Origin of the sequence: Ochrobactrum sp. A-1 (assembly GCF_022488005.1) — a bacterium.
Taxonomy (GTDB): Bacteria; Pseudomonadota; Alphaproteobacteria; order Rhizobiales; family Rhizobiaceae; genus Brucella.
Genome location: NZ_JAKVQC010000007.1, coordinates 1,680,968 through 1,707,067, shown reverse-complemented (window position 1 = coordinate 1,707,067; position 26,100 = coordinate 1,680,968). Strand labels below are relative to the sequence as shown.

Genomic DNA, 26,100 nt, shown 5'->3' with positions numbered 1-26,100 from the left:
GCCAGCTATAAAAACGATATGCCCGCCAGCAAGAACTGACGGGCATAGATCGAAAGAGTTTTGAGCGGTTTAGATCAGATTTGAGTGGCAGGCAGACGTCAAATTATTCCCACTCGATCGTGCCAGGCGGCTTTGAAGTCACATCATAGACAACGCGATTGATGCCACGGACCTCATTGATGATGCGGGTTGCCGCATTGCCAAGAAAGTTCATGTCGTAGTGGTAGAAATCGGCCGTCATGCCGTCCACCGAAGTCACGGCGCGCAGCGCACAGACGAATTCGTAGGTACGACCGTCGCCCATCACGCCTACGGTCTGAACCGGCAACAGAACAGCGAAAGCCTGCCAGATGGCATCGTAGAGGCCAGCCTTACGGATTTCATCCAGATAAATCGCGTCGGCTTCGCGCAGAATCTCGAGTTTCTCTCGCGTAATGCCGCCCGGGCAGCGGATAGCAAGACCCGGTCCGGGGAACGGATGACGACCGATGAAGCTGTCCGGCAGGCCAAGTTCCTTGCCGAGCAGGCGTACTTCGTCCTTGAACAGTTCGCGCAATGGTTCGACGAGCTGCATCTTCATGCGCTCCGGCAAACCACCAACATTGTGGTGCGACTTGATCGTAACCGAAGGACCACCGGTAAACGAGACACTTTCGATCACGTCCGGATAGAGTGTGCCCTGCACGAGGAAATCCGCACCGCCGAGCTTCTTGGCTTCTTCCTCGAACACTTCGATGAAGAGACGACCAATCGTCTTGCGCTTCTTTTCAGGATCGGTTTCGCCTTCCAGCTCACCGATGAAACGATCAGCAGCATCAACCAGAATGAGCGGCAGGTTGTAATGTTCGCGGAACATTTCAACGACCTGCTGCGCTTCGTTCTTGCGCATCAGCCCATGGTCAACGAGAATGCAGGTCAGCTGATCGCCAATAGCCTCATGCGCCAGAAGTGCAGCAACGGAAGAATCAACGCCGCCAGAAAGCGCGCAGATAACCTTACCGCTGCGGACCTGCTTGCGGATGGCTTCGACGGCCTGTTCGCGATAAGCACCCATCGTCCAACCGGGCTTCACGCCGACAATGCGATGAACGAAGTTTTGAAGGAGCTTTGCGCCGTCCGGCGTGTGCACGACTTCAGGATGAAACTGCACGCCGTAATATTTGCGCTTCTCATCCGCAATAGCGGCAAAAGGCGCGTTTGGCGAAGTACCGATAATGGTAAAACCATTGGGCAGCGATGTAACGCGGTCGCCATGGCTCATCCAGACCTGATGGCGAGTGCCCTTGGCCCAGATGCCTTCGAAGAGAGGACTATCTTCCTGCACATCCAGGAAAGCACGACCGAATTCGCGATCATGGCCACTTTCCACCTTGCCACCCAGCTGGGCGCACATCGTCTGTTCGCCATAGCAGATGCCGAGGACCGGAATGCCTTCTTCGAAAACGGCCTGGGGCGCACGCGGCGACCCAATATCAGTCGTCGAATGGGGGCTTCCTGAAAGGATAACACCTTTCGGCTTCAGCCGCTTAAAAGTCTCTTCCGCAGACTGGAAAGGGACGATTTCACAATAGACGTTGGCTTCGCGCACGCGACGCGCAATCAGCTGCGTAACCTGGCTGCCAAAGTCGATAATTAGGATTGTGTCGGGATGTGCCGTGTTGCTCATGTGCAGCATCTATTTAAAAAGTGACCGGGATGCAATGCCTATATGGGTTATAGACGCCATGCTCAACAAGTGCGTTGCCAAAAAATCGACCTATACTGACATACCATTGTCAGGAGCCGACAAGAGACCATCCGCGATTGCAGCCTCAAGTCGCTCGACCGCTTGGGCCAGTTTTTCATCGATAATGTGCAGATACTGTGTCCAGTCCCCGACATGCTGCAACTCGCTTGCACCATCGGAGATACCACGAAGCCCAAAAAGCGGAACTCTTGCAAACTGGCATGCGCGCAGACAGGCATAGGTTTCCATATCGACCATATCCGCATCAATCGCCGCATAGGCTTTTCCTGAAACGATATTTGCACCTGTTGAAAGCGATGCAGCAGGGATTTCCAGTACGGAAACCGGGAGTTCGATCACTTTGGGAAGATCGAGAAAAGGCGTCGCGCCTTTTTCAAACCCAAGCGGCGAAGCATCCATATCGCGATAGGATACGGAAGATACCTGGAACACTTCCGCTTGCGGTAGTCTGGCTGAGCCTGCAGAGCCGAGTGAAATCACAAGATCAGGCTTTTCTCCCGCGTGCATCAGAGCTGCAAGAGCATAGGCGAGATTGGCAGCCGCCTCGACCGGTCCTACCCCGATCATGACCGGCGTGAAGAGCTTCGCCAGATGACGCCCATATTCGGCATCAACAGCCATAACGTAGAGCAGACGCTTTCCGGCGACAATTTTCATCATCCCTGCAGGCCTTTTCTGTCCTGCACGACCATCATTGTTCCGGTCATTGTTGCGATCAGGCGCACTTCCGTGTCGGTAACAGCAAATGCCTGTCCATCACTAACCATGATGGTACGGCCGGGTTTGGTGACCTCACCGCGAAAGAGAAACCGTTCACCTTTGCCTGGAGCAAGCAGATTCACTTTGAATTCGATAGTCAGTACTGCCGCATCGGAAGGCATCAGCGTCAGCGCAGCATAGCCGCAGGCAGAATCGAGTGCGGCAGAAATCATGCCTGCATGCAAAATGCCGTGCTGTTGTGTCAGCTCCTCACGAAACGGCATTTCAACTTCAACGATACCGGGCTCACACCGTGTCAGTTCAGCGCCGATAAGCTTCATGGCCGCCTGCCGAGCAAAGCTTTCCTCGACGCGCTCTTTGAAATCCGGTTCTGCTACACGATGCGCTGACATCGTCTCTCCCGTTTCATTTTGATCTTTGCAGAATGCTCACATAAAAACCGTCGGTGCCAGTGGACAATGGCGAGAATACTGCGCCATACGACGGAAATACCGGCTCCACTTCACCGGAATCCGCAACAATTGTATCCCAGATAGCCTGTGGCGCGACCTCCGAAAAATCAGCGTTACCTGTGAGAAACCGCGCAACCTGTTGCGTGTTTTCTTCCGCAAATAGAGAACAGGTAACATAGGCAAGTCGCCCACCCGGCTTCACGTAATGCTTGGCAGATTCCAGCACTTCTCGCTGGTCCTGGACACGCCGCTCAAGCTGCTGGTCGTTCAGCCGCCATTTCGCATCCGGGCGGCGGCGCCATGTGCCGGAACCTGTGCAAGGCGCATCAGTCAGAACGAGGTCCATCTGCCCTGTGAGCGGGTCGAGTGCATCGAGATTTCCATGAACCTGCGTATTGCGCACCCCTGCACGCTGCAGTCGCTCGTGCATCGGCGACAATCGGGAGCGTTCCGCATCAAAGGCGTGGATTTGACCACTATTTTGCATCGCAGCAGCCAGAGCCAATGTCTTGCCACCAGCTCCAGCGCAATAGTCCAATACTTGTTGGCCGGGCATCGCACCGGCAAAGCGGGCGGCAAGCTGCGACCCTAAATCCTGAACCTCGAACCAGCCGTCGAGAAAAGCCTGTTCGCCCTGCACATTCGGGTGCCGTCCAAGTGCTTCAATCGGCGGTATGCGCAAGGCTTGCGCAAGGAATGGCGCCGGTGCAGCGCCGGCTTTTTCCAAGGCCGCAAGCGTTTGCTCAGGCTTGGCCTTCAAACTGTTTACGCGCAGATCGACGGGTGGCCGTGTTGCCAGTGCCCTACCCTCATCCACCCAGCGCGCCCCGAAAAGTTCCTCCAGCGAAGATGCGCACCATTCGGGCACATCCGCCTGAACATGGGCTGGCGCTTCGGTGACATCCCTGCTTTCCCAAGCAATACGACGCAGCTGCTCCAGCACCTGCGGCGCAAACTTATCTCCATCGAGAGCGGCATCAACAGCAACAATATCCATGCCGCCATCGGCCAATAGCGCGCCAAAAGCCAGAGCGCGTGCATCGTCGGCGTCCATTCGCCACGCGATGGACAGTTTGCGGCGCAGTGCATCATAGACGATATTGCCAATCACAGCGCGGTCACCCGCGCCTGCGAAACGATGGGAAGCGCCCCAATCCTTCAGCACGTCTGAAGCCGGACGCGTGCCCACTTCAATCTGATCCAATACCTCGATAGCCGCCTGCAGACGTCCGCCAAGCCGCATTGTGTCTCCTTCTCGAATGCCTGCTTGGGCATAGCCTTCCTTGGAGGGAAAAGGCAATCGGCAAATCAAAACAAAAAAGCCGGAGCGACGAGCTCCGGCTTTCTTTCTATCTTATGACAGCGGTTTATTCAGCCGCCGTTGCTTCTTCATTAGTGGCAATCGTGTTGGCTTCATAGCCATGGGCATCCTTCAAGGCTTTACGCACGCCAGCCTCATAGTCGGGATGGATCAGCTTGAAGTGACCGAGCTGACGCTCGACAATGAAGCCCGGAACCCCACCCATTGCCGCAGCGATATTGGAGAACAGGCGTTGTTTTTGTCCGTCATCGAACAGATTAAACAGGGCCCGCGGCTGCGAATAATCGTCATTACCAACACGATGGTCATAACGAGCAGCATCGCCTGAGATACGCAGCGGCGGCTCCTTGGCTGACGGCTGTTCAACCGGACCATTGAACGAGTTCGGCTCGTAATAAGCATCTGGATTGCCGGTCTTGATCCCACCATAGACATTCATCTGACCATCGCGGTGATAATGATGAACCGGGCACTTCGGCTGGTTGACCGGAATGCTTTCGTAATGTGTACCAAGGCGATGACGATGCGCATCCGCATAGGAGAAGATACGCGCCTGCAACATCTTGTCGGGTGAATAGCTAATACCCGGCACGATATTCGACGGCGAGAAAGCCGCATTTTCAATCTCGGTGAAGTAGTTCTCCGGATTACGGTTCAGCTCCATGATACCGATGTCGATCGGCGGATAGTCTGCATGCGGCCAGACCTTTGTGAGATCGAACGGATTGTATGGCGTCTTGTCGGCATCAAGTTCCGGCATGATCTGCACCTGAACCTTCCACTTCGGGAAATCTCCCTTGTCTATGGAGGTGAACAGGTCTTCCTGCGTGGATTCACGCGTACGGCCAATCACATTCTCGGCTTCTGCATTGGTCCAGTGCTTGTGACCTTGCATGGTCTTGAAATGGAACTTGACCCAATAGCGCTCGCCAGCATCGTTCCAGAACGAATAAGTATGAGAACCATATCCGTTGATGTGACGCACATCGGTCGGCAAACCGCGATCCGACATCAGGATTGTCACCTGATGCAGGCTTTCCGGCGAGAGCGACCAGAAGTCCCACATCGCAGTCGCCGAACGCAGGTTTGTCTTGGGATGACGCTTCTGGGTGTGAATGAAATCCGGGAATTTGACCGGGTCGCGCACGAAAAACACGGGTGTGTTATTGCCGACCAGATCCCAGTTGCCTTCCTCTGTATAAAACTTGAGAGCAAAGCCGCGTACATCGCGCTCGGCATCAGCGGCACCCTGCTCGCCGGCAACGGTCGAGAAGCGCGCCAGCATCGGCGTCTTAGCGCCTGGCTGCAGAGCCTTGGCTTTGGTGTATTTCGAAATATCGCCGGTAATGGTCAGTGTACCATGGGCACCCCAGCCCTTGGCGTGGACAGCACGCTCTGGAATGCGTTCGCGGTTCTGATGGCTCAGTTTTTCAATGAGCTGATAATCCTGCATCAAGAGAGGGCCGCGCTCGCCCGCACTCAGGGAATTCTGGTTGTCCGGTATCGGAGCGCCTGCACTCGTCGTCATTGTCGGGCGATCTGCCATGGGAATTCCCTCCTGAAAAAGCCAATATTGGAATACGACTAGCCTTGCTAGAAGCACGACACGGTTCGTCCGCGTCATACCGTGGCTAGGTAACGGGCTCAGATTAGACCTATTCCAATCATAATCTCCAATTGCTTTTCCGATTATTTTTGATAACTTTTTCTTATCATGTTTACAGTACGTCAGATGCGCTATTTCGAAGCGCTTGCCACCACGCTACATTTCCGCAAAGCCGCACAATTGGCTCATGTGTCCCAGCCCGCGCTTTCAGCTCAGATCGCGGAAATGGAGGCCGTTGCGGGTGCACCGCTTTTCGAGCGCTCTCAGCGACAGGTAATAATGACGGAGCTTGGCAGGCAACTTTATCCAGGTATCAAGACAGTGTTGCGTGAACTCCATGCACTTGAGGAAATTGCCGCGCAAAGCCGGGGGTTGCTGCAAACACGGCTACGACTGGGTATCATTCCAACCGTTGCACCCTATTTGGTTCCGGTGCTCATCCCACTTTTGCGCGAACGGCATCCGTCATTCCGCCTCCAATTGCGGGAAAGCGTAACCGCCAAACTTCTTGATGAGCTGCTTGCGGGTGAAATCGATGCGCTTGTCGCTGCCTTTCCCATTGACGACGAGCGGCTCGCCCAAAGAAAACTGTTCGATGATCGCTTTCTGATAGCGACCTCCACCAATGATCAAATGGTTTTGGCTTCACCGATGACGCAGGACAACGTTGCTATCGACCGATTACTTTTGCTGGAAGAAGGGCATTGCATGCGAGATCAGGCATTGGCCGTTTGCTCGCTACCATCGCAACGCCAGCTCGTAAAATATGGCGCCACCAGCATGACTACCCTGTTACAAATGGTGAGCCATGGCATGGGCTTTACACTCATTCCAGAAATAGCGGTGCGTGCTGAAGCGCGCAGTAATCATATGCGCATCGTGCCTTTTAAAGGCGAACAACCGAAGCGGGAAATTGCTTTGTTCTGGCGAAGACAGAGCATGCGTCGGCAGGATTTTCTAGCCCTCGCGGACTGTATCACTGAAAGCGCAAGCGGACTGAAAGTAGGCCACGATGATCTCTCTGTCCTGAAGTGACCGCCCCTCACACTCTTAAGGCTGCATTAAGTTTGGAAACATAGCCACTCAACGTTTTGATTCTGAAACCTATTGCCTGGAGGGGATAATGAGGTGGTCCGATTTGGCGGCCTATGGTGTGGTCTTTTGCCTGAGCTTGACTTATTTCGCGGTGACGAGCGACAGTTCGCGCTCTTCAATTACGCCGCGTACAAACCACGCCATCGCTAAGAATAATGCAACTGTACCGCAGAATGCTGCGACGTCTGCGAATACGGGAAACGTTTCTGCAAAAACAGCGGCGGCCGAAGACGCTGCCTGGGAGATACCAGATCCCGACACATTGCCTGACGATGCGTGGGGACGAATTGTGCGCCATGGCCGCGATCTGATTACCGAGACTTATGCGCATATGGGTCCAGAAATGGCTGATGAAACGAAACGTTTTGCAGGTAACAATCTTTCCTGCCAAAGCTGCCATCTGGAAGCCGGAACCAAGAAATATGGACTACCTCTCGTTGGCGTCTACGGCGACTTTCCTCAGTACCGCTCGCGAGAAGGTCAGGTCGGCACGATTGAAGATCGCGTCAATGGTTGCATGACCCGAAGCCTAAATGGCACAGAGCTGGCCATCGATTCCCCGCAGATGAAAGCCATGGTCGCCTATATCAAATACGTCTCTGCAGGGACTATTGTTGGCGAAAATACCAAAGGTCGCGGCTCTGGAAAGATGCCGGAACTGAAACGCCCGGCCGATCCGGTGCACGGCGAGAAACTCTATGCTGAAGTTTGCGCCGCCTGTCATGGAGCGGATGGTCAGGGCAAACGGGTCGGCGTCGTAGGCGATGCGAAAGGCTATGAGTTTCCGCCGCTCTGGGGGCCGGATAGTTTCAATGACGGCGCAGGCATGAACCGGCTGATCTCAGCGGCAAATTTCATTCACGCCAACATGCCGAACGGCGTATCACTTGACGAGCCGCAATTGGAACCGGAAAATGCATGGGACATTGCCGCCTTCTTCCAGTCGAAGCCACGTCCAGCTAAAGCAGATCTGGACAAGGATTTCCCAAACCGATTGGAAAAGCCTGCGGATGCTGGCTACGGCCCTTATGCCGACAACCTGTCTGCACAAACGCACAAGGTTGGTCCCTTCGATGAAATCCGCACAGAAATTAAGAAGTTGAAGGCCGTAACCAACTAAAGATAAAAAAGGCGGCTTCAATCGAGTCGCCTTTTTCCATTCGTGAAATCTAATGAATTACATGCCGCCAGGATAGTTTGGGCTTTCGCGGGTAATGGCAACGCCATGCGAATGGCTTTCACGGAGACCGGCATTGGAAATCCGCACGAACGTTGCCTTTTCACGGAACTCTTCCAGTGTTTTGGCGCCAACATAGCCCATGGAGGCTCTCAAACCGCCCGCAAGCTGGTGCAGGACTGCCGAAATCGGCCCCTTATAAGCTACCTGCCCTTCGATGCCTTCCGGTACAAGCTTCAGTTCATCGCGCACTTCCGCCTGGAAATAGCGATCAGCCGAACCGCGCGCCATGGCACCAACCGAGCCCATACCGCGATAGGCCTTGAACGAGCGCCCCTGATGCAGATAAACCTCGCCTGGGCTTTCTTCCGTACCGGCCAACAGTGAACCAGCCATCGCTGCGACTGCTCCTGCAGCCAGTGCCTTCGCGAAATCGCCAGAGAACTTGATACCTCCATCAGCGATCACCGGGATATTCTGCTTCTGCGCTGCCTCAACGGCTGACATAATGGCTGAAAGCTGCGGAACGCCAACACCGGCGACGATACGTGTAGTACAGATTGAGCCTGGCCCGATACCTACCTTCACCGCATCCGCACCCGCATCAATGAGTGCCTGCGTGCCACCAGTCGTTGCCACATTGCCCGCAAGAATAGCGACATTCGGATAGGCCTTTTTGATACGAGCCACAGCATCGAGAACACGCTGCGAATGGCCGTGCGCCGTATCCACGACCAGAAGGTCGACGCCTGCTTCAATCAAACGTTCGGCGCGCTCATAACCATCTTCTCCGACGCTCGTAGCGGCGGCAGCGCGCAGACGTCCCTGAGCATCCTTGGCAGCATTAGGATTGAGCTGCGACTTTTCAATGTCCTTGACGGTAACGAGACCGACACAACGACCTTGATCGTCGACAACGAGAAGCTTTTCAATGCGATGAGCGTGCAAGAGACGCTTTGCTTCGTCCTGATTGACGTTCTCACGAACCGTAATGAGGTTCTCGCGAGTCATTAGTTCGTGGATTTTCTGCTTCGGATCAGAAGCGAAACGGACGTCGCGATTGGTCAGGATGCCGACAAGACGGCCTGGGCCCTTGGTAGCATTTTCAACGACCGGAATACCGGAGATTCCATGCGCCTTCATCAATGCCTGAGCGTCGGCAAGTGTAGCGTCCGGCCCAATGGTGACCGGATTTACGACCATACCGGATTCGAACTTCTTGACCTGACGGACTTCTTCCGCCTGACGTTCCGGTGTCAGATTGCGGTGAATGACGCCGATGCCACCAGCCTGTGCCATCGCAATGGCCAGACGGGATTCCGTCACCGTATCCATAGCAGCAGAAAGAAGAGGAAGGTTAAGCTCGATATCCTTCGCGATGCGCGTGCGCAGATCAACCTGCCCCGGCATCACTTCGGAATGGCCCGGCTGCAATAGCACATCGTCGAATGTGAGAGCGAGAGCGCCAGTGGGCGATTCCACGATTTTAGCCATTGCCAATTCCTTTGCCGATTTTATCGAATGAGAAAAGCCGCCTCTCCGGAATAGGTCCGGGAGCAGCGACGCATCTGGTTTGCTAGGTTGAATTGGCACCGGCTGGTAACACGGTTATGACCAAATGGAAAGCCTTTTGCTGACAAGTTTCAGTTACCGATAAGGATTTGCGTGATAAATCTCTGTACGTCGAAAACGGGCAGCAGCAGATTTGCAGGGGCAAAGTGAGAAAATCCTATAGACGCGTTCCGCTTGTCAGACGGTCAAAAGCCATGTGGATGTCGCCGCATGTCTGGAAACCACGGCTGGTCTTCTGGTGCGGCGCATTGGCCATCGGTCTTATCAGCGTCGGCTTTGCAGAAGCCGCCGACATTGCGCAGGATTGGTTCAAGACACTAACAAGTGGAAACAGCTGGCGGGCATGGCTCCCCCTGCTTATCACACCGGTCGGGTTTATGGCCTGTTCCTGGATTGCCTTATCCTGGTTTCCAAATTCTGGAGGCAGTGGCATTCCGCAAGCAATTGCCGCACGCCACTTGCACGATCATGAAGATCGAACTCTTCTGCTTTCGCTCAAGACCGCAGTCGGGAAAATCATTCTCACTCTCGCAGGGCTTTTTAGCGGTGCTTCCATCGGACGTGAGGGCCCGACAGTGCAGATTGGCGCATCCATCATGATGCAGTCTGCGCGTTTCGGCGGCATGGAGCAGGCACGCGGCCTCATCCTTGCAGGCTCTGCTGCAGGTATCGCCGCAGCATTCAATACACCTCTGGCGGGTGTCGTCTTCGCGATCGAGGAGATGGGACGCGCCTATGCGGCCCGAACCAACGGCCTTGTGCTGTCCGCTGTCATTCTCGCTGGTCTCGCTTCGCTCGGTCTTGTTGGAAACTATAATTACTTCGGACTGACCATCGTTACGGCTTCGACCGGCAAGGATTGGGTTTTGGTTATTGCGTGTGGTGTAATCGGCGGAGCATTCGGGGCAGCCTTCAGTGCGCTCGCACTGGAACTAGGACGCCGCGTGCGACGTCGTGTTCAAAAAGCCCCACTTCGCAATGCCGTGCTTTTCGCAGGAATTTGCGGCCTCCTCGTCGCAATCATCGGCATTGCATCCGGCGGGTCGACCTTCGGTGCAGGCTACGATCAGGCACGGAGCGCTGTCGAAGGGCTGGCTCTTCCGCCTCTCTACTTTATCGCGAAATTTCTTGCCGGGCTCCTCTCCATGATTTCGGGAATACCGGGTGGGATATTTGCGCCGTCTTTATCGGTCGGCGCGGGATTGGGCAGCACAATCGGCCTTGTTCTTGGAACCAGCGCCAGCCTTGCTGCTGTTCTCGGCATGGCGGGATATTTTGCTGGTGTCGTGCAGGCGCCCATGACGGCATTCGTCATCATTCTGGAAATGACCGGCAATCATAACAATGTCATTCCACTCATGTGTGCATCAATGCTGGGCTATGGCACTGCGCGGCTGATTTCTCACGAGCCGCTCTATCATGCCCTGTCACGTGACTATGTGGCCGACGTTCTGCGCCAGCGCCGGGCACGCGAAAAGAATACGCTCTCTCAATAGAGCAAAAATGGAGGAGAAAACTGTTCATGGACCGCAGAACATTTACCAAGTCGCTTGCGGGACTTGGGGCAATGCCCTTTGTCGTCAATGCCGCATCTGCAGCTACTGAGGGAGGAGCGAATATGCTGGAACTTATGGGTGGAAGCATCACGGATGTGCCCGGAATCAAGCTGGGACACCACACACTGACAAAACGTCCGACCGGCTGCACCGTCCTTCTATGCGAGGACGGCGCTTCTGCGGGTGTCGACGTGCGCGGTTCAGCCCCTGGTACGCGTGAAACTGATCTGCTCGATCCGATCAATTATGTGCAGCAGGTTCAGGCCATCCTGCTTTCCGGCGGCAGTGCATATGGTCTGGCGGCTGCAACCGGTGTCATGCGTTATCTCGAAGAAAACAATCTCGGTTTCAAGATCGGCAAAGGCGTAGTTCCGATTGTACCGGCAGCAATCCTGATGGATCTCGGTGTCGGAGATTTTTCTGTGCGCCCCGATGAAGAAGCCGGCTATCTGGCATGCAAGGCCGCAAAGGCCGAGGCTTCTGGAGAAGGCAATATTGGTGCTGGTGCAGGCGCGACTGTCGGCAAGATGTTTGGCATGGATTACGCCATGAAGGGCGGACTCGGCACTGCCAGTTACAAGGTGCCCGGCACCGAAATCGTTGTTGGCGCAATTGTTGCTGTCAACGCTGTCGGTGATGTCTATGCACCGAACTCACGCCAGATTCTGGCTGGCGCTCGGGCAGAAGACGGCAAAAGCTTCCGTGATACCATGTCCGCCATCATGCAGGGCCACGGTGTGGTCAAGTCGGGAGGCGCCAACACAACGATTGGCGCAATAGCGACCAACGTCCCGTTCGACAAGGCTCAGCTGAAAAAGATTGCGGGCATGGCGCATGATGGCTTTGCACGCACGATCAACCCAATCCATACAATGTGGGACGGTGACACGGTCTTCGCACTTTCCACAGGCAAGGCGAAGGGTGTGGAAGCCGATGTAACTGCGATTGGAGCAATTGCAGCGACTGTTATGGCAGAAGCCGTGGCACGTGCAGTTGTCAATGCAGACAGCCTTAAGGATTTGAATTTGCCAGCACATAAGGATTATGCCCCGCAATAAGGCGATTATCTGCAGACAACAATGTGTATTCGGCAGCATCCTTGAATGCACAAAAGGCGGTCTGGCCGGACTATAGAAGCATGTTCTTTACAGAAGCGAATCCTTCTATAGTCCCACCATGCCCATTCGACACTTAAGCGAAACCATCATCAATCAGATCGCGGCAGGGGAGGTCATCGAACGCCCCGCCAGCGTTATCAAGGAACTTGTCGAGAATGCAATCGACGCTGGCGCGACCCGCATTGAGGTCGTGACAGGTGGTGGTGGCAAGACTTTGTTGCGGGTGACGGATAATGGTTCGGGAATCCCGATTGATGAGCTTCCATTGGCAGTTTCCCGCCACTGTACTTCCAAGCTTTCCGATGATGTGCACGATATTCGCGCACTGGGATTTCGTGGGGAAGCTCTGCCATCTATTGGCTCGGTCGCAAAACTGACCCTCAAATCTCGCCCGCAGGACGCTGACTCCGGCTTTGAAGTATCGGTTTCCGGCGGACATCTCGACGGTCCCCGTCCTTCCGCGCTCAATCGCGGGACGATTGCCGAGGTCCGCGATCTTTTCTACGCGACCCCTGCCCGTCTAAAGTTCATGAAGACGGACCGCGCGGAAGCTTCAGCGATAACCGATGTCGTCAAGCGCATCGCAATTGCCTTTCCGCATGTCCGCTTTTCGCTTGCAGGCACCGACCGGACACCGCTGGAGTTGTCCGCAACCGGTAGCGGCGCAGAGGCAACGCTCGAGCGCATCAACCAAATACTCGGAAAAGAGTTCGGCGAAAATGCGCTCGCCATCGACGCCGAGCGTGACGGCGTGCGCCTGGCCGGGTTTGTGGGCATTCCCTCCCATAATCGCGGCAATGCCCTGCATCAGTTCGCTTATGTGAACGGGCGCCCGGTGCGTGACAAACAGCTTTTCGGCGCATTGCGCGGAGCTTATGCGGATGTCATGGCCCGTGATCGCCATCCGGTTGCCGTATTGTTTCTGACGCTGGACCCTGCACTGGTCGACGTTAATGTGCATCCGGCCAAGGCTGACGTGCGTTTCCGTGATCCGGGTCTCGTGCGTGGACTGATTGTTGGCGCAATCAAACAGGCACTGGCGCAGTCGGGCATTCGGCCTGCAACCAGCGGTGCCGATGCCATGCTGCAAGCTTTCCGCGCAGAAGGGTTCCAGCCAGCCACGCCATCATTTACATCGCGGCCTCCTTCGGCTGGTTATGCATCAGGAAACTGGCGCCCTGCGCCTTCAGCCCCGAGAAACGAATGGTCGCCGCAGACTGCGCATCCGGCGCATCGGCCGCTGGACTTGGGAGTGGCACCCTCCTTTCAGGAAAGTGACCAGGCGACGCTCACCGCCGTCAATGTTCTTGCAGCGGACGCGCGGGCGACGCTTGACGAAGTGCCGGTGGAACTCCAGCAGAAGCCGCTTGGTGCGGCCCGCGCACAAATCCACTCAAATTATATTGTTTCGCAGACGGAAGACAGTCTCGTTATTGTAGATCAGCATGCGGCTCACGAACGCCTTGTTTATGAAGCGTTGAAAAACGCCCTGCACTCTCGCCCGATACCGGGACAAATGCTGCTTATCCCTGAAATCGTGGATTTACCGGAAGAAGATGCCGAGCGGCTGGCAACCCACGCAGAAACGCTTTCACGCTTTGGCCTCGGCATCGAACAATTTGGGCCAGGTGCCATTGCTGTGCGTGAAACGCCTGCAATGCTCGGAGAAATGAATGTACAGCAGCTGATCCGCGATCTTTCGGATGAGATTGCGGAACACGATACATCCGAGGGATTGAAGGCCATGTTGAACCATGTGGCCGCAACCATGGCCTGTCATGGCTCCGTTCGCTCGGGACGGCGGTTGAAGCCTGAAGAAATGAATGCACTTCTGCGGGAAATGGAAGCCACCCCCGGTTCAGGCACATGTAACCACGGTCGCCCGACTTACATCGAATTGAAACTGACAGATATCGAACGGCTTTTTGGCAGGCGTTGATAGAATTACGACCAAGCAAGATGCCGGTACTGCTGGACGCAACGCACGGCACTTGCTAGAGTCAGCCACAAAGGTATTAGACACATGAATAAATTTGAATCGCCCCGCTCTTCCGAAGCTGTTCTGCGTTATCTTGACGGTGATTATGAGATCGTCAGACACGGAGCCTATGTCGCGTGCGCAGTGACCGGTGCCCATATCCCGCTCGATGAACTCAAATATTGGAGCGTTGCGCGGCAGGAACCCTACGCAACCGGCCTGATTTCTTTTGAGCGTGAGTTGGAAGTCAATCCTGAACTGCGTAGCCGTAAGAAGGCTTAAAATTAGCTCGCAACACGGCTTTTGAAACGTTCGATGACTGTATCCAGAATGTGGTCAAGCCCGTCGTTGCGGTCAAATTTGAGATCGACATCGAGAACCGCGAGTTTTGCCAGAAAGCTGGCAGGAACGCCAATCATCGTTGCCAGACGCACCTGATCCTTAGCTGTTGTAATCAATCCCAATCCCTGACGGCGAGCTGTGTCCATCAGGTTGCGAATATCATCCGCTTCAAAACTGTGATGATCGGGGAACGAGCGCGTCTCCACAATCTCACCGCCTGCCTGTGCAACACTTGCATAGAATTTTTCTGGATTGCCTATACCCGCAAATGCGAGCCATCGATTGCCCGCTACCGGAGCGGACGACGAGGGTTCAAGCTGCGCTTCATATATCGGCCGACCAGCCCGTGCCGCTTGACGGATGACGAAATCAGCACCATCGCCCTTGCCTATACGCAGCAAAGCGTCGGTCTTACGCATCTGGTCTGTCAGCGGAGCACGCAGGGGACCTGCCGGTATGACCTTTCCATTGCCAATACCACGCACGGCATCCACAACCAGCAGCGAAAAATCGGCAAAAAGCCGCGCACTCTGGAAACCGTCATCCATGACGATGAAATCGCAACCGAGCGTCTGTAAATGGCGAGCCGCCTTTAGCCGATCAGGACAAAGAGCCACCGCGGCATGACGTGCCAGCAGGAGTGGCTCGTCCCCGACATAACGCGCACTGTCATGCGCGGGATCAACAACGTGTAATCCCTTGTAAGCGCCGCCATAGCCGCGTGACACAATGCCGGGGTTTAAACCTCGCGTTTTTGCACCAGCAGCGAAAGCAATCGCGGTCGGCGTTTTTCCCGCTCCGCCTACGGTGAAATTGCCCACACAAAGGACCGGCAGAGAAATTTTTGGTGGCTCCGCTTTCAATAGCCGACGCCCTGCCACCGCTCCGTAGAGCCAGGCAGCAGGTGCCAATGACAGAGCGCGCCAGTCAGGTTTTTCCCACCAGAAAGGCGGCGCTTCACTCACCATGCTCAGTGACCGCCCGTCTGATAGGCAGTCTCATTGCGATTGCCAGGTAACTGTGCCTGCAGGATCAAGGGCTGGATAAACGGCTCGAGTGCGACAAGTGTACGGTCCAGTGCACCGCGCATATCCCTAACCGTGCTCACTCCTGCATTGATCATGGCACGGAGATGCTGAGGATTGTTGAACAGGAAATTGATCGCTCCCGCGAGCATATTGCGATCCTTCACAATGCGCGCGCCACCGTTCTTGATGAGACGCTGAAAAGACTCACGGAAATTCTGGACATTCCGTCCAGTTAGCACGGCAGTTCCCATCATCGCCGGTTCCAGCGGGTTGTGTCCGCCTTCCTTGGTCAGCGAATTGCCAATAAAGGCTATTTCTGTCAGCTGGAGGTAAAGCCCCATCTCTCCGATAGTGTCTCCCAGCAGGATATCGGTATCGGCTTCAATCGGCTCATTAGTGCTGCGACGCGCAACCTTGAGCCCTTTTTCCACCAGCATAGCCTCAATGGCCGGAGCGCGATCCGGATGACGCGGAACAATAATCGTGATGAGATGAGGATAGCGTACTTTCAGCATCTGATGAACTTCCGCCGTGATCGCTTCTTCACCGTCATGGGTAGAAATTGCGGCCCATGTCCGCCGTCCACCGATCTGGCGTTGCAACGCGGCCAGTGCCTGCGGATCGGCTGGCGGAGGATTCGTATCGACTTTGAGATTCCCTGAAACACTGACCGGTCGCGCTCCCAGCGCCCGAAAGCGATCTGCATCAAGTTCCGACTGTGCAACCACATAGGCGAAATTTTCAAAGAGCGCTTCGGCCAGTGCCGGTCTCTTCTGCCAGGCAGCGAAGGAGCGGTCAGACATGCGCCCATTGACCAGAACCTGCGGCGTATGGCGACTGCCAAGCGAAAGTACGGTTGCAGGCCAGACTTCAGACTCACAACCAATGGCAAGATCAGGTTTCCAATGGTTGAGAAACTTGTTGACCGCTGGTTGCAAATCCAGCGGCGCATATTGATGAATAACCTTGCTACCCAATTGATCCGCTACAACTTTTGCCGACGTCACAGTACCTGTCGTCAACACGATATGAATACCCGTTGCGGCAATCCGCTCAATCAATGGCGTGATCGCAACAGTTTCACCCACGCTTGCCGCGTGGGCCCAGATTACCGGTCCCTGCGGGCGTGCGATGGCGGATTTGCCGTAGCGCTCGCCGCGGCGCATACGCTCTTCCTTGCCGCGCGATGCACGATAAGCGATGTAAGGCCCCATAAAAGGATAGGCCGCAGAGCCGAGTGCGCGGTAGGCAGCCAACATATTGCGCGCCCAGCGTTCGCTCATTTCGCTTTCTCCAACGCGGCATAGGCCTTGGCAGTCGCGTCGTTGAGTTGGCGCGTTAGCTCCATGCGTTTTTCTTCCAGTTGCGTTTCATCGGCATCCGCGTCGACCCATACATTGTCGCCGCGCACGATAATCGAACGCCCAAAGGGCAGCGGAATCGCCGTCTTGTCCCAGGACTTTTCCAAAACATGGTTCCGTGAGAAAGCATAAGCAACCGGAATTATCGGACGACCGGACAATTTCGCCAATAAAATGATGCCGTCTCCAGCTTCACGCGCTTTGCCGTGAGCAATGTCTGCAATTATCGACGCCGACTGGCCTTTCTTTAGCGCATTCTTCAATGTCAGAAGCGCGCGCGCCCCACCTTTTTCCGGCTTGGAGCGAGAACCTCGTCCTCCGGAACCTCGTACCGTCAATAATCCGAGTTTTTCCGCAACACGAGCATTCAACTCCGCATCGGCACTTCTCGAGAACATGGCAACCAGTTCAATTCCTTTAGGGCAGATGAACGGTCCCATGAGATGTTGCCCGTGCCAGAACGTCACGATGAAAGGATCGTCCTTGCCAACCAGTGCTTGAGGGTCAGCTGATTCTTTCAGACGCGAATTGGTGCTGTAGACGAACTTGAAATAGGTAGTGATCAGCCAGACCAGCATGGCTTTAACCACGGCAGACTGCGCCAACGGCCCGCGAATACGCCGCCAGAGGCGTTTCGCGAGCCCTTGCTTCTTATGCCCGGTGGTCCGACCCGGGCTATCTCCGCTTTGCATCCGATACCGGCCGGGAGCAGGCAAACTGCTCAATCCGCCTTCAGCGTTATGCCTTCAGGATCGAGCAACCGATGCAGGTGCACGATAAAATAACGCATATGAGCATTGTCCACGGTTTGCTGGGCTTTCGACTTCCACGCCGTCTTGGCCGACTCGTAATCCGGGTAGATGCCAACGATATCGACGTTCTCAAGATCGCGAAACTCAACGGTACCGAGCTTTTTCAGCTCACCGCCGAACACCAGATGAAGAAGCTGCTTTTTGTCGCTTTCGACGCTCATGACAATTATCCCTGAACAAATTTGGTTCGCGGCATGATTAACCCAAGGGTCAGCCCGCGACAACACTCAACATTTCTTGCAGAAGGTCCCCGCTGGCGGCAACGAGAGCACCATGGCTCAACGTCGGACCACCATATGTGATCGGCAAGGCATCGTTTGTCAGGATTGCCCCGCCCGACTCACTCAGGATCAGATCAGCTGCTGCCAGATCCCAATCATGCGAATTTGGCCGAATGAAGGTGCCTGCTATATCTCCGCGTGCCACCATCGCAATACGGTAAGCGAGAGAGGGAACATAGGGGTGAACCTTTGCACGGTCCCGCCAGCTTTCCGAGAGTGCCGTCACCATGTTGCGGGCTGATGCGATGGTGACTTGTTCACCTGACGACGGTAACTTGACATGAATGGCAGCACCATTTTGCGAAGCGCCGATGCCTTTACCAGCCTCGATAAGTTCTGTACGCGCTGGACACTCTAGGACGCCGGCCAACGGGCGGCCCTTTTCAACAATGGCTATGCTAACACACCATTGATCCTGTCCTGCAATATAGGCACGGGTGCCGTCAATCGGATCGACGACAAAGGCGCGGCTACGTTTTTGAGCCACTCGTTCATCAACGGTCTCTTCAGATATCCAGCCATAATCCGGCCGCGCTTTCAAAAGGACATCCTTCAGATAGCGGTCAACAGCCAGGTCGGCTTCACTGACGGGCGATGAACCATCCTTCAGCCAGACTTCCGGAGAACGACCGAAGTAGCGCATCGCGATACATCCGGCTTCACGCGCAGCATCACGCAGAAGCGCCAGCTCCCCGGAAATGTCGTTTTGTTTGTCAGTTTCCGGCAAGGGTCATGCCTTCGATTACGAGTGTCGGCGCCGTCATCCCGAAATTTCGGTCGATATCGGACGCTGGTGTCATATTGAGGAACATGTCCTTGAGGTTCGAAGCGATCGTCACTTCGCTAACGGGATAGGCGAGCTCGCCATTTTCGATCCAAAACCCCGACGCGCCGCGGCTATATTGGCCCGTTATCATGTCAACGCCCTGCCCAAACACCTCCGTTACATAAAAACCTGTGCCGATTGCACGGATTAATTCCTCCGGTGACTGTAAACCGGGTTCGATAGCAAAATTGGTCGATGCTGGAGAAACGCCGGAGCCAGAACGAACACCGCGACCATTGCCTCGCAAACCGAGCTCGCGGGCGCTCGACCCAGAAAGCAACCAATGATTGAGAATGCCGTCTTCAACCATCGTCAACGGCTGCCCCTCAATCCCTTCGCCGTCGAACGGACGCGAAGAAGAACCACGCACACGCAGCGGATTGTCGGTAACGTTTATACCCTGCTTGAGAATCTGTCTGCCGAGACTGTCGCGAAGAAAGCTCGTCTTGCGCGCAACCGAAGCGCCGTTAATGGCGCTTGCAAGATGTCCCGCAATACCGCGTGCAAGGCGAGGATCAAAGACAACAGTAACTGGCCCCGTCTTTGCCTGACGCGCACCCAGCCTTCGCACAGCGCGTTCGCCAGCGCGACCCCCAATATCATCAGGCGTATCAAGATCGGAAAAATGCAGTCGCGAACTAAAATCGTAGTCGCGCTCCATTTTCGTGCCCTCGCCTGCAATCGCCGAGACCGATCGTCCAAAGCGTGTGGCTGCATATTGGCCTGAAAACCCGGTGGACGTGACCAGCACCAGACCACCCAGACTGCGCGAAGCGCCAGCACCACCCGAATTTGTCACACCTTTAACGGCAAGCGCCGCAGCTTCCGCCACAAGCGCATCCTCTGTCAGACGTTCGGAATCGATTTCCGTTGAATCGTAGAGATCAAGATCACGAGGCGAAACCACAAGCAGCAATGGATCGGCCAGTTGTTCATAAGGGTCTTCCGGCGCAACACGCGCCATGGCCACCGCCCGCTCAGCGAGACGGTCGGGGTCGGCGCTCGCATTTGCTGAAACACTCGCAATGCGACGCCCCACAAAAACGCGCAGAGCGAAATCGTCGCTTTCCGACGATTCGGTTCCCTCAACCTTACCCAGCCTCACCGACACGCTTACGGACCGTGCACGCATCACGACTGCGTCAGCCTGATCCGCACCGGCACGTTTGGCCGCAGCCACGAGAGCGGCTGCTCGATCAACAAGTTTCTCTGCCGAATTATCTGAAATCATTATATAATCCGAGTTTCCCAAGTTTATCACGGTTCAACCTTGCACTACAATTTGCAGCGGGACCGAAACCGGGACTTGCTAAAAAATATCGTCAAATTGTTCGACATCGGGCTGATTACAGCCATATCTTGTTTCTATATTGCCGAAATCCAAGGGCTTCAAGGCAAGTCCTTCTACATTTCTCCAAATTCCAAGAGCTTGGCATGGTTGCAACTGGCGGAAGTCTCTACCTACAGTGTCTGATGATTTTGGGTGGTGCAATTATCGCTGCGCCGCTGTTCAAACGATTAGGACTTGGCACAGTCCTCGGCTATCTTGCGGCAGGCATCACGATTGGACCTGTAGCTCGCCTGATTGCAGACGGAGAAGATTTTCTGCACTTCTCCGAGCTCGGGGTTGTCTTTCTTCTCTTCATTATCGGGCTAGAGCTGAAGCCCTCAAGACTTTGGGCATTGCGCCAATCGATCTTCGGTCTTGGCACCGCCCAAGTTCTGATTTGTGGAGCAGCTCTGACCGCTCTTGGCATCTATTTTGCGGGCCTCAGCCCTGAAGCAGGAATCATCATCGGTTTCGGTCTTGCGCTTTCGTCTACGGCATTTGCGATGCAAGTTTTGGAGGACCGGGCCGAAACGAACCAGAAACACGGCCAGCGTGCTTTTTCGATCCTGCTGTTCCAGGACCTTGCGATCGTGCCGATCCTTGCAATTATTCCGGCACTTTCGCCAAACGAACCGTCACAGGCGAGTGCGGGATTCCATCTCGCCACAGCTATCGCAGCCATAGCGGCGCTGGTGATTGCAGGACGCTATCTCATCAATCCGATGTTTCGCATTATTGCCAACACAGGCGCCCGCGAAGTAATGATCGCCGCAGCGCTCTTTGTGGTACTCGGATCAGCCAGCCTACTTCAGGCTGCAGGCCTTTCGATGGCCATGGGCGCATTCATTGCAGGCGTTCTGCTTGCAGAATCGTCCTATCGACACGAACTGGAAGCGGACATCGAACCTTTTCGCGGTATTTTCCTTGGATTGTTCTTTGTTGCGGTCGGCTTGTCGCTCAACCTCACGGTGATCCTGCAATACTGGAAGATTATCCTTCTTGCAGTGCCCATCTTCATGGCCACCAAAATCGCCATCATCTATCTGTTGTGCCGCATCTTCCGGTCCAGCCATAACGATGCAGTGCGGATCGCTTTTCTTCTGCCGCAGGGCGGTGAATTTGCTTTCGTTCTGTTCTCGGCAGCCTCGGCTGCAGCCATTATCTCAAGCGCTCTTGGTTCCGAGCTCGTGGCCGCCGTCACCGTATCCATGGCTCTGACGCCGCTTTCTGTCGCGATAGGGTCGAAGCTGCTTATCAAGGATAAGACTGTCGACGTCATTGAAGAGAACTATGAAGGTGCAGGTTCTGACGTCTTGATGATCGGCTTTTCACGATACGGGCAGATTGCATCGCAGATTCTTCTTGCCGGTGGTATCGACGTAACCGTGATTGACAGTTCGCCCAACCGTGTCCGTGCAGCGGGAAAATTTGGCTTCCGCATTTACTTCGGTGACGGCACCCGCAAGGACGTCCTGGAAGCCGCAGGAATTCGAAAAGCAAAGATTGTCGCCGTCTGTACACACAAGAAGGAAACGACTAACCACATCGTCAATCTCATACAATCCGAATATCCGGACGTGCGTTTGTTCGTTCGTTCCTATGATCGCGAACATACGTTGCAATTACGAGCGCAAGGCGTTGAATATGAACTGCGCGAAACATTTGAATCCGGCCTGCTGTTCGGTCAACGGACGCTTGAGGGGCTCGGCATAGCCGAAACGCAAGCCTACGGAATTCGCGAAGATGTGCGCCAGCGCGACGAGGACCGTCTCCACGTGCAGGCTTCGGAAGGAATTCTGGCCGGGCGCCATCTGCTTTTCAACAAGCCGGTCACACCAGAGCCTCTGGTCAAACCAGCTCGCGAAGGCCAGCGCATCGACAAAGGTGCAGATGATATCGTGCCCGCGGCATCGTCAAGTGACACAGTCGGATTACCGATTCCGGCGGAATAGCAATCATATAAAGACGCCGATAAATTCAGGTAGCAAGAGTTGAGTTTATCGGCACCACTTTCCCCTCAAGTGCCAGTTCGATAGCGCGTTTCAGTTCGTCACGAACGCTGGCGCTTTGTGACAAGATTTGCTCGAACTTCAGGAAATCGAGAAGCCCAATCCGCTCGACATTAGGGCGAATGAAAATGTGCGGAGGGCGAATGCGAAATTTGTTTTCGATGATGGAGCACATCGTCAGCTGGTTCGCGCCGATCACCGCCTCGAACGTCGTTGGCATATAGTCGTCAGGTCCGACCGGGGTGCCAACAACGTCAATGCCTATGACAATATCGGCCTCATCGAACAGCAAATCAAAGGGTACTGGATTGAATAATCCGCCATCGACCAGAATGCGGTCATTTCTACGCACCGGAGCGAACACTGGCGGTATGGCGCAGGACGCTGCAATGGCGGAATGTAGATCGCCATCACGAATATGAATTTCCCGAGCGGCATGGAAATCCGCCGCCGTAATGCTCATCGGGATTTTCAATTCTTCTACATTGGCTGGTAAGCTGACAGGCAAAAAGACGTCCAGCACCTTTTCGATGTTGAACTGGCTGACGCGTAGCCCACCCTTCAGTAACTCTACCCAGCGAGCCGGTCGAGTCTGCCACATGCGCTTGGCGACTTCGGAGCGGCGATTGAAAATCGCTGCCATATATTCATGAATTTCCTTGCCGGTCATACCACTCGCCATGCCAGCGCCGACGATCGAGCCTATCGACGAGCCTGCAATTGCAACCGGCCTGATACCAAGTTCGTCAAGTACTTCGACGATATGGATGTGAGCAATGCCGCGTGCCCCTCCTCCGCCGAAAGCGACGGCAATTCGGGGTGATGACGGCACTGCCTTTTCCAATTTGGCACCTTTTAGCTTTGGGCTGGACCGAAAATCAGTATTGCCGGTTCCGCTTCAAGCAGCTTCTTGGCAATAGCCTTGACCTGATCCAGCGTTACAGCATCGATCAACTCCGAGCGCTTGTCGATATAATCACGCGGAAGTTCTGCTTCCTGCAAGCTGACGAGAGTTTCAGCGATTGCTGCAGACGAGTCCAGATTGTTGACTGCGTAAGACCCTTTGAGGAAGTTTTTTGCAGCAGCAAGTTCCTCTTCCGTCGGTCCCTCGGCAGCCATTGCAGCAACCTGTTCACGAATGATCTTCAGGGATTCCTGCGCCTTATCGGGACGGGTAGCGGTCGAAATCATAAGCGCTGAAACATGATCACGCATGACCATGGATGACGACACCGAATAGGCAAGACCGCGCTTTTCGCGCACCTCGGCATAGAGTCGCGAGGTAAAGCCGCCTCCCAGAATATGATTCATCAGATAGGCTGCAAAGAATTCGGGATCTTTGCGCGGAATAGCCGGATAGACGAAACTGATCGAGGTCTGCGGCATATCGAAATTGAGACTGGTCGTGGTGCCGAGTGCCAGTTTGGCATCCGGTACGGGAACCAGTTCGGCCATCGCAGGCAGATCACCGAACACCTTATCCAGCAACGCACCAAGATCCTTTGCGTTGATGGAACCCACTACGCCAATGGTCAGGCGGTCACGTGCAAAATTCTTGCGATGAAAGTTCAGCAGATCGTCACGCGTGATCGATTGCAGTGACTTCACCGTGCCGTCATCGGGACGCGCATAAGGATGGTTGCCGTAGAGAACTTCGGAGAATTTACGCGATGCAATCGTCGAAGGGTTACGTTGCGATGATTCGATACTTGCAACCACCTGCTGTCGAATACGGTCGATTGCATCCTGGTCGAAGCGAGGCTTGTTGACGGCAAGAGCAAGCAAACTCGTTACTGCGTCACGATTTTCCGCGAGCATGCGAATGCCGCCCGAAACAGAATCGGGCGTTGCAGAAAAACTCATTTCCGCGCCCAGATTGTCGATCTTCTCCTGAAATGCATCCGATTTCAGGTCGCCGGCGCCCTCGTCGAACAGCCCAGTCATGAGGTTAGCCAACCCTTCCTTGCCTGAAGGATCCTGTGATGTGCCACCCTTGAATGAGAACCGCATGGAAACAAGCGGAACTGAATCGTCTTCTACCAGCCAAGCATGAATGCCCTTTGGCGAAACAACTTCCTGAATTTCTATTGCGCGCGCCGGCAAGGCACATACGATCAACAATGTCATGGATGCCGCAAGAATACCCACAGCGGAACTGGCATAGCGAAAGCCGAAAACACGTTTGAAGTTCAACATAAGAATGTTCTTCACTGGATTGCTCCCTCAGCACCATTGCCATCGGCGCCCTCTGTTGACGCAGCCGGGTTCTCGCGAGCGCTTTCCGGCTCGGCGTCTGGTGGAAGCAAGTAGCTGGTTACCGACTGGTCTTTGACAAGATAGCGCGTCGCCACATCCTTGATTTGGTCGACGGTGACACCCTTGATGACCTCCGGCCATTTCTGGATATCGTCGACCGTCTGTCCTACAGACAGCGACGAGCCATAAATCCGGGACATACCTGTCTGGCTGTCGCGTGCAAAGATAACCGCTTTCAGGAAACGATTGCGAGCTTGATCGAGCTCAGTCTGGCTGACGCCATCCTTGATGATCCGCGCAACTTCGGCATCAACAGCCTTTTCAACATCGCCAAGCGTAGCGCCATTGCGCGGTGCACCATAAACGGAAAACGTACCGTCATCGAGCGCATCGCCGCCATAGCTCGCGCCCGTATTGGCAGCAATACCCTGCTTGACGATCAATTCCTGATAAAGGCGCGAACGTAACGAACCGCCAAGAATTTCGCTTAAAAGATCAAGAGCGGGGGCATCCCCCGGTTTCACATTCGGAAACCGCTTTTCATTCGCATAGGACGGGACGAGCCAAGACACTCGGAAAGAAGGCGTGCTGACACGCTCATCATGCAGCGTCACGACGCGCGCGGCGTGCTTCGCGGGTTCCTGCGGACGCTCACGCAGCAGAACTTCGGCTCGTTTCGGCACGTTTGCCCATGTCTTCAAAGTCAGATCACGCACGCGTTCTGGCGAAACGTCTCCGGCTATAACAAGCGTCGCATTATTCGGTGTATAATATTGCTGATAAAAGTCGATGGCGTTCTTGAGGCTTAGCTTTTCCATTTCCTGCTGCCAGCCAATGACAGGCTTGCGATAAGGATGGTTATAGAAAAGGACAGCGTCGGCGTTTTCCATCAGCATCGACGCGGGATTGGAATCGACCCGCATGCGGCGCTCTTCCAGAATGACGTCCCGCTCGGTTTTGACGGCTTCTTCGTTGAGCACCAGATTTTCCATCCGGTCCGACTCGAACTGCATCACCATTTCCAGCGCTTCGGGAGATACACGCTGGAAATAGGCCGTATAATCATAAGACGTGAAGGCGTTTTCCTGCCCGCCGATGGAGGCAACTTTCGCCGAAAACTCACCAGCTGGATGGTTCTTCGTCCCCTTGAACATCAGATGTTCGAGGAAATGCGCAATACCCGAAACGCCGGGTGCCTCATCGGCCGATCCCACATGGTACCAGATCATCTGGGTCACGACCGGAGCGCGATGATCGGGGATAACGACCACTTCCAAACCATTTGGCAATGTGAAGTGACTGACTCCATCCGACTGGATAATTTCTGGAAGCGCCGCTTGTTCAGTAGCTGGTGGCGACGGAGGCGCTGGTTGCGTTTCAGTAGTAGCGGCAGGTTGGCTTTCTGCCCGGACAACACCGTTTGCCATTGGTAAAGCCAGCACGAAACCCAAGGCGGTAGACAGCAGCAAGCGCCGGAGTGAGGGGGTTTTCACCAAGCGACATCTCCAATCGG

General features: G+C 54.9%; 22 protein-coding genes. 7 read left to right on the top strand and 15 right to left on the bottom strand.

Annotated features, from left to right (window positions below; translation table 11 throughout):
* Positions 1-103: 103 nt before the first annotated feature.
* The 5 genes from guaA to katA all read right to left on the bottom strand — a co-directional run bounded on the left by guaA (position 104) and on the right by katA (position 5,786).
* Positions 104-1,666, bottom strand: coding sequence for a glutamine-hydrolyzing GMP synthase (guaA, locus tag MKS82_RS26315; RefSeq protein WP_109986940.1), 1,563 nt, complete (start codon positions 1,664-1,666; stop codon positions 104-106).
* A gap of 90 nt (positions 1,667-1,756) precedes the next feature.
* Complete coding sequence (locus MKS82_RS26310; RefSeq protein ID WP_109986856.1) at positions 1,757-2,407, bottom strand: 5'-methylthioadenosine/S-adenosylhomocysteine nucleosidase; 651 nt, start codon at positions 2,405-2,407, stop codon at positions 1,757-1,759.
* Positions 2,404-2,859, bottom strand: a complete 456-nt coding sequence (locus MKS82_RS26305) for a PaaI family thioesterase (RefSeq protein ID WP_109986855.1) — start codon at positions 2,857-2,859, stop codon at positions 2,404-2,406. The genes MKS82_RS26310 and MKS82_RS26305 overlap by 4 nt, the downstream gene beginning before the upstream one ends.
* A gap of 13 nt (positions 2,860-2,872) precedes the next feature.
* Positions 2,873-4,162 carry an RsmB/NOP family class I SAM-dependent RNA methyltransferase gene (locus MKS82_RS26300; RefSeq protein ID WP_109986854.1) on the bottom strand — a complete coding sequence of 430 codons (1,290 nt, stop codon included), beginning with the start codon at positions 4,160-4,162 and terminating at the stop codon, positions 2,873-2,875.
* Positions 4,163-4,286: 124 nt separating this feature from the next.
* Positions 4,287-5,786 carry a catalase KatA gene (katA, locus tag MKS82_RS26295; RefSeq protein WP_109986853.1) on the bottom strand — a complete coding sequence of 500 codons (1,500 nt, stop codon included), beginning with the start codon at positions 5,784-5,786 and terminating at the stop codon, positions 4,287-4,289.
* A 168-nt stretch (positions 5,787-5,954) separates the two neighbouring features.
* Between katA and MKS82_RS26290 the strand changes: the two genes are divergently transcribed.
* Both MKS82_RS26290 and MKS82_RS26285 read left to right on the top strand, forming a co-directional pair.
* Positions 5,955-6,881 carry a hydrogen peroxide-inducible genes activator gene (locus tag MKS82_RS26290; RefSeq protein WP_109986852.1) on the top strand — a complete coding sequence of 309 codons (927 nt, stop codon included), beginning with the start codon at positions 5,955-5,957 and terminating at the stop codon, positions 6,879-6,881.
* Between the two features lie 88 nt (positions 6,882-6,969).
* A complete protein-coding gene (locus MKS82_RS26285) occupies positions 6,970-8,061 on the top strand; it encodes a c-type cytochrome (RefSeq protein WP_109986851.1) in 1,092 nt (363 codons plus the stop codon).
* A 57-nt stretch (positions 8,062-8,118) separates the two neighbouring features.
* On the opposite strand, the gene guaB is transcribed toward MKS82_RS26285, so the two are convergent.
* A complete protein-coding gene (guaB, locus tag MKS82_RS26280; RefSeq protein ID WP_109986850.1) occupies positions 8,119-9,612 on the bottom strand; it encodes an IMP dehydrogenase in 1,494 nt (497 codons plus the stop codon).
* Between the two features lie 224 nt (positions 9,613-9,836).
* Here guaB and MKS82_RS26275 point away from each other — a divergent pair, with 224 nt between their 5' ends.
* From MKS82_RS26275 to MKS82_RS26260, 4 genes are all read left to right on the top strand, one after another.
* A complete protein-coding gene (locus MKS82_RS26275; protein ID WP_109986849.1) occupies positions 9,837-11,186 on the top strand; it encodes a chloride channel protein in 1,350 nt (449 codons plus the stop codon).
* A 26-nt stretch (positions 11,187-11,212) separates the two neighbouring features.
* Positions 11,213-12,304 (top strand): P1 family peptidase, encoded by a 1,092-nt coding sequence (locus tag MKS82_RS26270; protein WP_109986848.1) that lies wholly within the window; start codon positions 11,213-11,215, stop codon positions 12,302-12,304.
* Between the two features lie 118 nt (positions 12,305-12,422).
* Positions 12,423-14,303, top strand: a complete 1,881-nt coding sequence (gene mutL, locus MKS82_RS26265) for a DNA mismatch repair endonuclease MutL (RefSeq protein ID WP_109986847.1) — start codon at positions 12,423-12,425, stop codon at positions 14,301-14,303.
* Between the two features lie 84 nt (positions 14,304-14,387).
* Positions 14,388-14,624: a DUF2093 domain-containing protein gene (locus MKS82_RS26260; protein WP_104755504.1), complete on the top strand. Its 237-nt coding sequence runs from the start codon at positions 14,388-14,390 to the stop codon at positions 14,622-14,624.
* Positions 14,625-14,626: 2 nt separating this feature from the next.
* On the opposite strand, the gene lpxK is transcribed toward MKS82_RS26260, so the two are convergent.
* Genes lpxK through MKS82_RS26230 form a run of 6 tightly spaced genes read right to left on the bottom strand, consistent with a single transcriptional unit; the run spans position 14,627 to position 20,223 of the window.
* Positions 14,627-15,652 (bottom strand): tetraacyldisaccharide 4'-kinase, encoded by a 1,026-nt coding sequence (lpxK, locus tag MKS82_RS26255; RefSeq protein ID WP_109986846.1) that lies wholly within the window; start codon positions 15,650-15,652, stop codon positions 14,627-14,629.
* 2 nt (positions 15,653-15,654) lie between these two features.
* Positions 15,655-16,995, bottom strand: a complete 1,341-nt coding sequence (gene waaA / locus MKS82_RS26250; RefSeq protein WP_240579472.1) for a lipid IV(A) 3-deoxy-D-manno-octulosonic acid transferase — start codon at positions 16,993-16,995, stop codon at positions 15,655-15,657.
* Positions 16,992-17,765 (bottom strand): lysophospholipid acyltransferase family protein, encoded by a 774-nt coding sequence (locus MKS82_RS26245; protein ID WP_109986844.1) that lies wholly within the window; start codon positions 17,763-17,765, stop codon positions 16,992-16,994. The genes waaA and MKS82_RS26245 overlap by 4 nt, the downstream gene beginning before the upstream one ends.
* Positions 17,766-17,794: 29 nt before the next feature.
* Positions 17,795-18,046 carry a DUF4170 domain-containing protein gene (locus tag MKS82_RS26240; protein ID WP_109986843.1) on the bottom strand — a complete coding sequence of 84 codons (252 nt, stop codon included), beginning with the start codon at positions 18,044-18,046 and terminating at the stop codon, positions 17,795-17,797.
* Positions 18,047-18,095: 49 nt separating this feature from the next.
* Positions 18,096-18,893: a 3'(2'),5'-bisphosphate nucleotidase CysQ gene (locus MKS82_RS26235; RefSeq protein ID WP_109986842.1), complete on the bottom strand. Its 798-nt coding sequence runs from the start codon at positions 18,891-18,893 to the stop codon at positions 18,096-18,098.
* Entirely contained in the window at positions 18,880-20,223 is a 1,344-nt protein-coding gene (locus MKS82_RS26230) for a TldD/PmbA family protein (RefSeq protein ID WP_109986841.1), read from the bottom strand. Before MKS82_RS26230 ends, MKS82_RS26235 begins: the two co-directional genes overlap by 14 nt.
* 203 nt (positions 20,224-20,426) lie before the next feature.
* On the opposite strand from MKS82_RS26230, the gene MKS82_RS26225 reads away from it, so the two are divergent.
* A complete protein-coding gene (locus MKS82_RS26225; RefSeq protein ID WP_240579471.1) occupies positions 20,427-22,274 on the top strand; it encodes a monovalent cation:proton antiporter-2 (CPA2) family protein in 1,848 nt (615 codons plus the stop codon).
* 25 nt (positions 22,275-22,299) lie between these two features.
* Here MKS82_RS26225 and MKS82_RS26220 read toward each other — a convergent pair whose 3' ends face one another.
* Genes MKS82_RS26220 through MKS82_RS26210 form a run of 3 tightly spaced genes read right to left on the bottom strand, consistent with a single transcriptional unit; the run spans position 22,300 to position 26,080 of the window.
* Positions 22,300-23,175: a patatin-like phospholipase family protein gene (locus MKS82_RS26220; RefSeq protein ID WP_109986839.1), complete on the bottom strand. Its 876-nt coding sequence runs from the start codon at positions 23,173-23,175 to the stop codon at positions 22,300-22,302.
* Positions 23,176-23,186: 11 nt separating this feature from the next.
* Positions 23,187-24,527 (bottom strand): M16 family metallopeptidase, encoded by a 1,341-nt coding sequence (locus tag MKS82_RS26215; protein WP_235969087.1) that lies wholly within the window; start codon positions 24,525-24,527, stop codon positions 23,187-23,189.
* Positions 24,528-24,538: 11 nt separating this feature from the next.
* Complete coding sequence (locus MKS82_RS26210; protein ID WP_240579512.1) at positions 24,539-26,080, bottom strand: M16 family metallopeptidase; 1,542 nt, start codon at positions 26,078-26,080, stop codon at positions 24,539-24,541.
* Positions 26,081-26,100: the final 20 nt, after the last annotated feature.

Coding starts and splice junctions, on each gene's coding strand:
- guaA (WP_109986940.1), bottom strand. CDS start 1,666: ATGAGCAACACGGCACATCCCGACACAATCCTAATTATCGACTTTGGC.
- MKS82_RS26310 (WP_109986856.1), bottom strand. CDS start 2,407: ATGATGAAAATTGTCGCCGGAAAGCGTCTGCTCTACGTTATGGCTGTT.
- mutL (WP_109986847.1), top strand. CDS start 12,423: ATGCCCATTCGACACTTAAGCGAAACCATCATCAATCAGATCGCGGCA.
- MKS82_RS26245 (WP_109986844.1), bottom strand. CDS start 17,765: ATGCAAAGCGGAGATAGCCCGGGTCGGACCACCGGGCATAAGAAGCAA.
- lpxK (WP_109986846.1), bottom strand. CDS start 15,652: ATGGTGAGTGAAGCGCCGCCTTTCTGGTGGGAAAAACCTGACTGGCGC.
- MKS82_RS26300 (WP_109986854.1), bottom strand. CDS start 4,162: ATGCGGCTTGGCGGACGTCTGCAGGCGGCTATCGAGGTATTGGATCAG.
- MKS82_RS26305 (WP_109986855.1), bottom strand. CDS start 2,859: ATGTCAGCGCATCGTGTAGCAGAACCGGATTTCAAAGAGCGCGTCGAG.
- MKS82_RS26285 (WP_109986851.1), top strand. CDS start 6,970: ATGAGGTGGTCCGATTTGGCGGCCTATGGTGTGGTCTTTTGCCTGAGC.
- MKS82_RS26240 (WP_109986843.1), bottom strand. CDS start 18,046: ATGAGCGTCGAAAGCGACAAAAAGCAGCTTCTTCATCTGGTGTTCGGC.
- waaA (WP_240579472.1), bottom strand. CDS start 16,995: ATGAGCGAACGCTGGGCGCGCAATATGTTGGCTGCCTACCGCGCACTC.
- MKS82_RS26215 (WP_235969087.1), bottom strand. CDS start 24,527: ATGTTGAACTTCAAACGTGTTTTCGGCTTTCGCTATGCCAGTTCCGCT.
- MKS82_RS26230 (WP_109986841.1), bottom strand. CDS start 20,223: ATGATTTCAGATAATTCGGCAGAGAAACTTGTTGATCGAGCAGCCGCT.
- MKS82_RS26290 (WP_109986852.1), top strand. CDS start 5,955: ATGTTTACAGTACGTCAGATGCGCTATTTCGAAGCGCTTGCCACCACG.
- MKS82_RS26270 (WP_109986848.1), top strand. CDS start 11,213: ATGGACCGCAGAACATTTACCAAGTCGCTTGCGGGACTTGGGGCAATG.
- katA (WP_109986853.1), bottom strand. CDS start 5,786: ATGGCAGATCGCCCGACAATGACGACGAGTGCAGGCGCTCCGATACCG.
- guaB (WP_109986850.1), bottom strand. CDS start 9,612: ATGGCTAAAATCGTGGAATCGCCCACTGGCGCTCTCGCTCTCACATTC.
- MKS82_RS26225 (WP_240579471.1), top strand. CDS start 20,427: ATGGTTGCAACTGGCGGAAGTCTCTACCTACAGTGTCTGATGATTTTG.
- MKS82_RS26260 (WP_104755504.1), top strand. CDS start 14,388: ATGAATAAATTTGAATCGCCCCGCTCTTCCGAAGCTGTTCTGCGTTAT.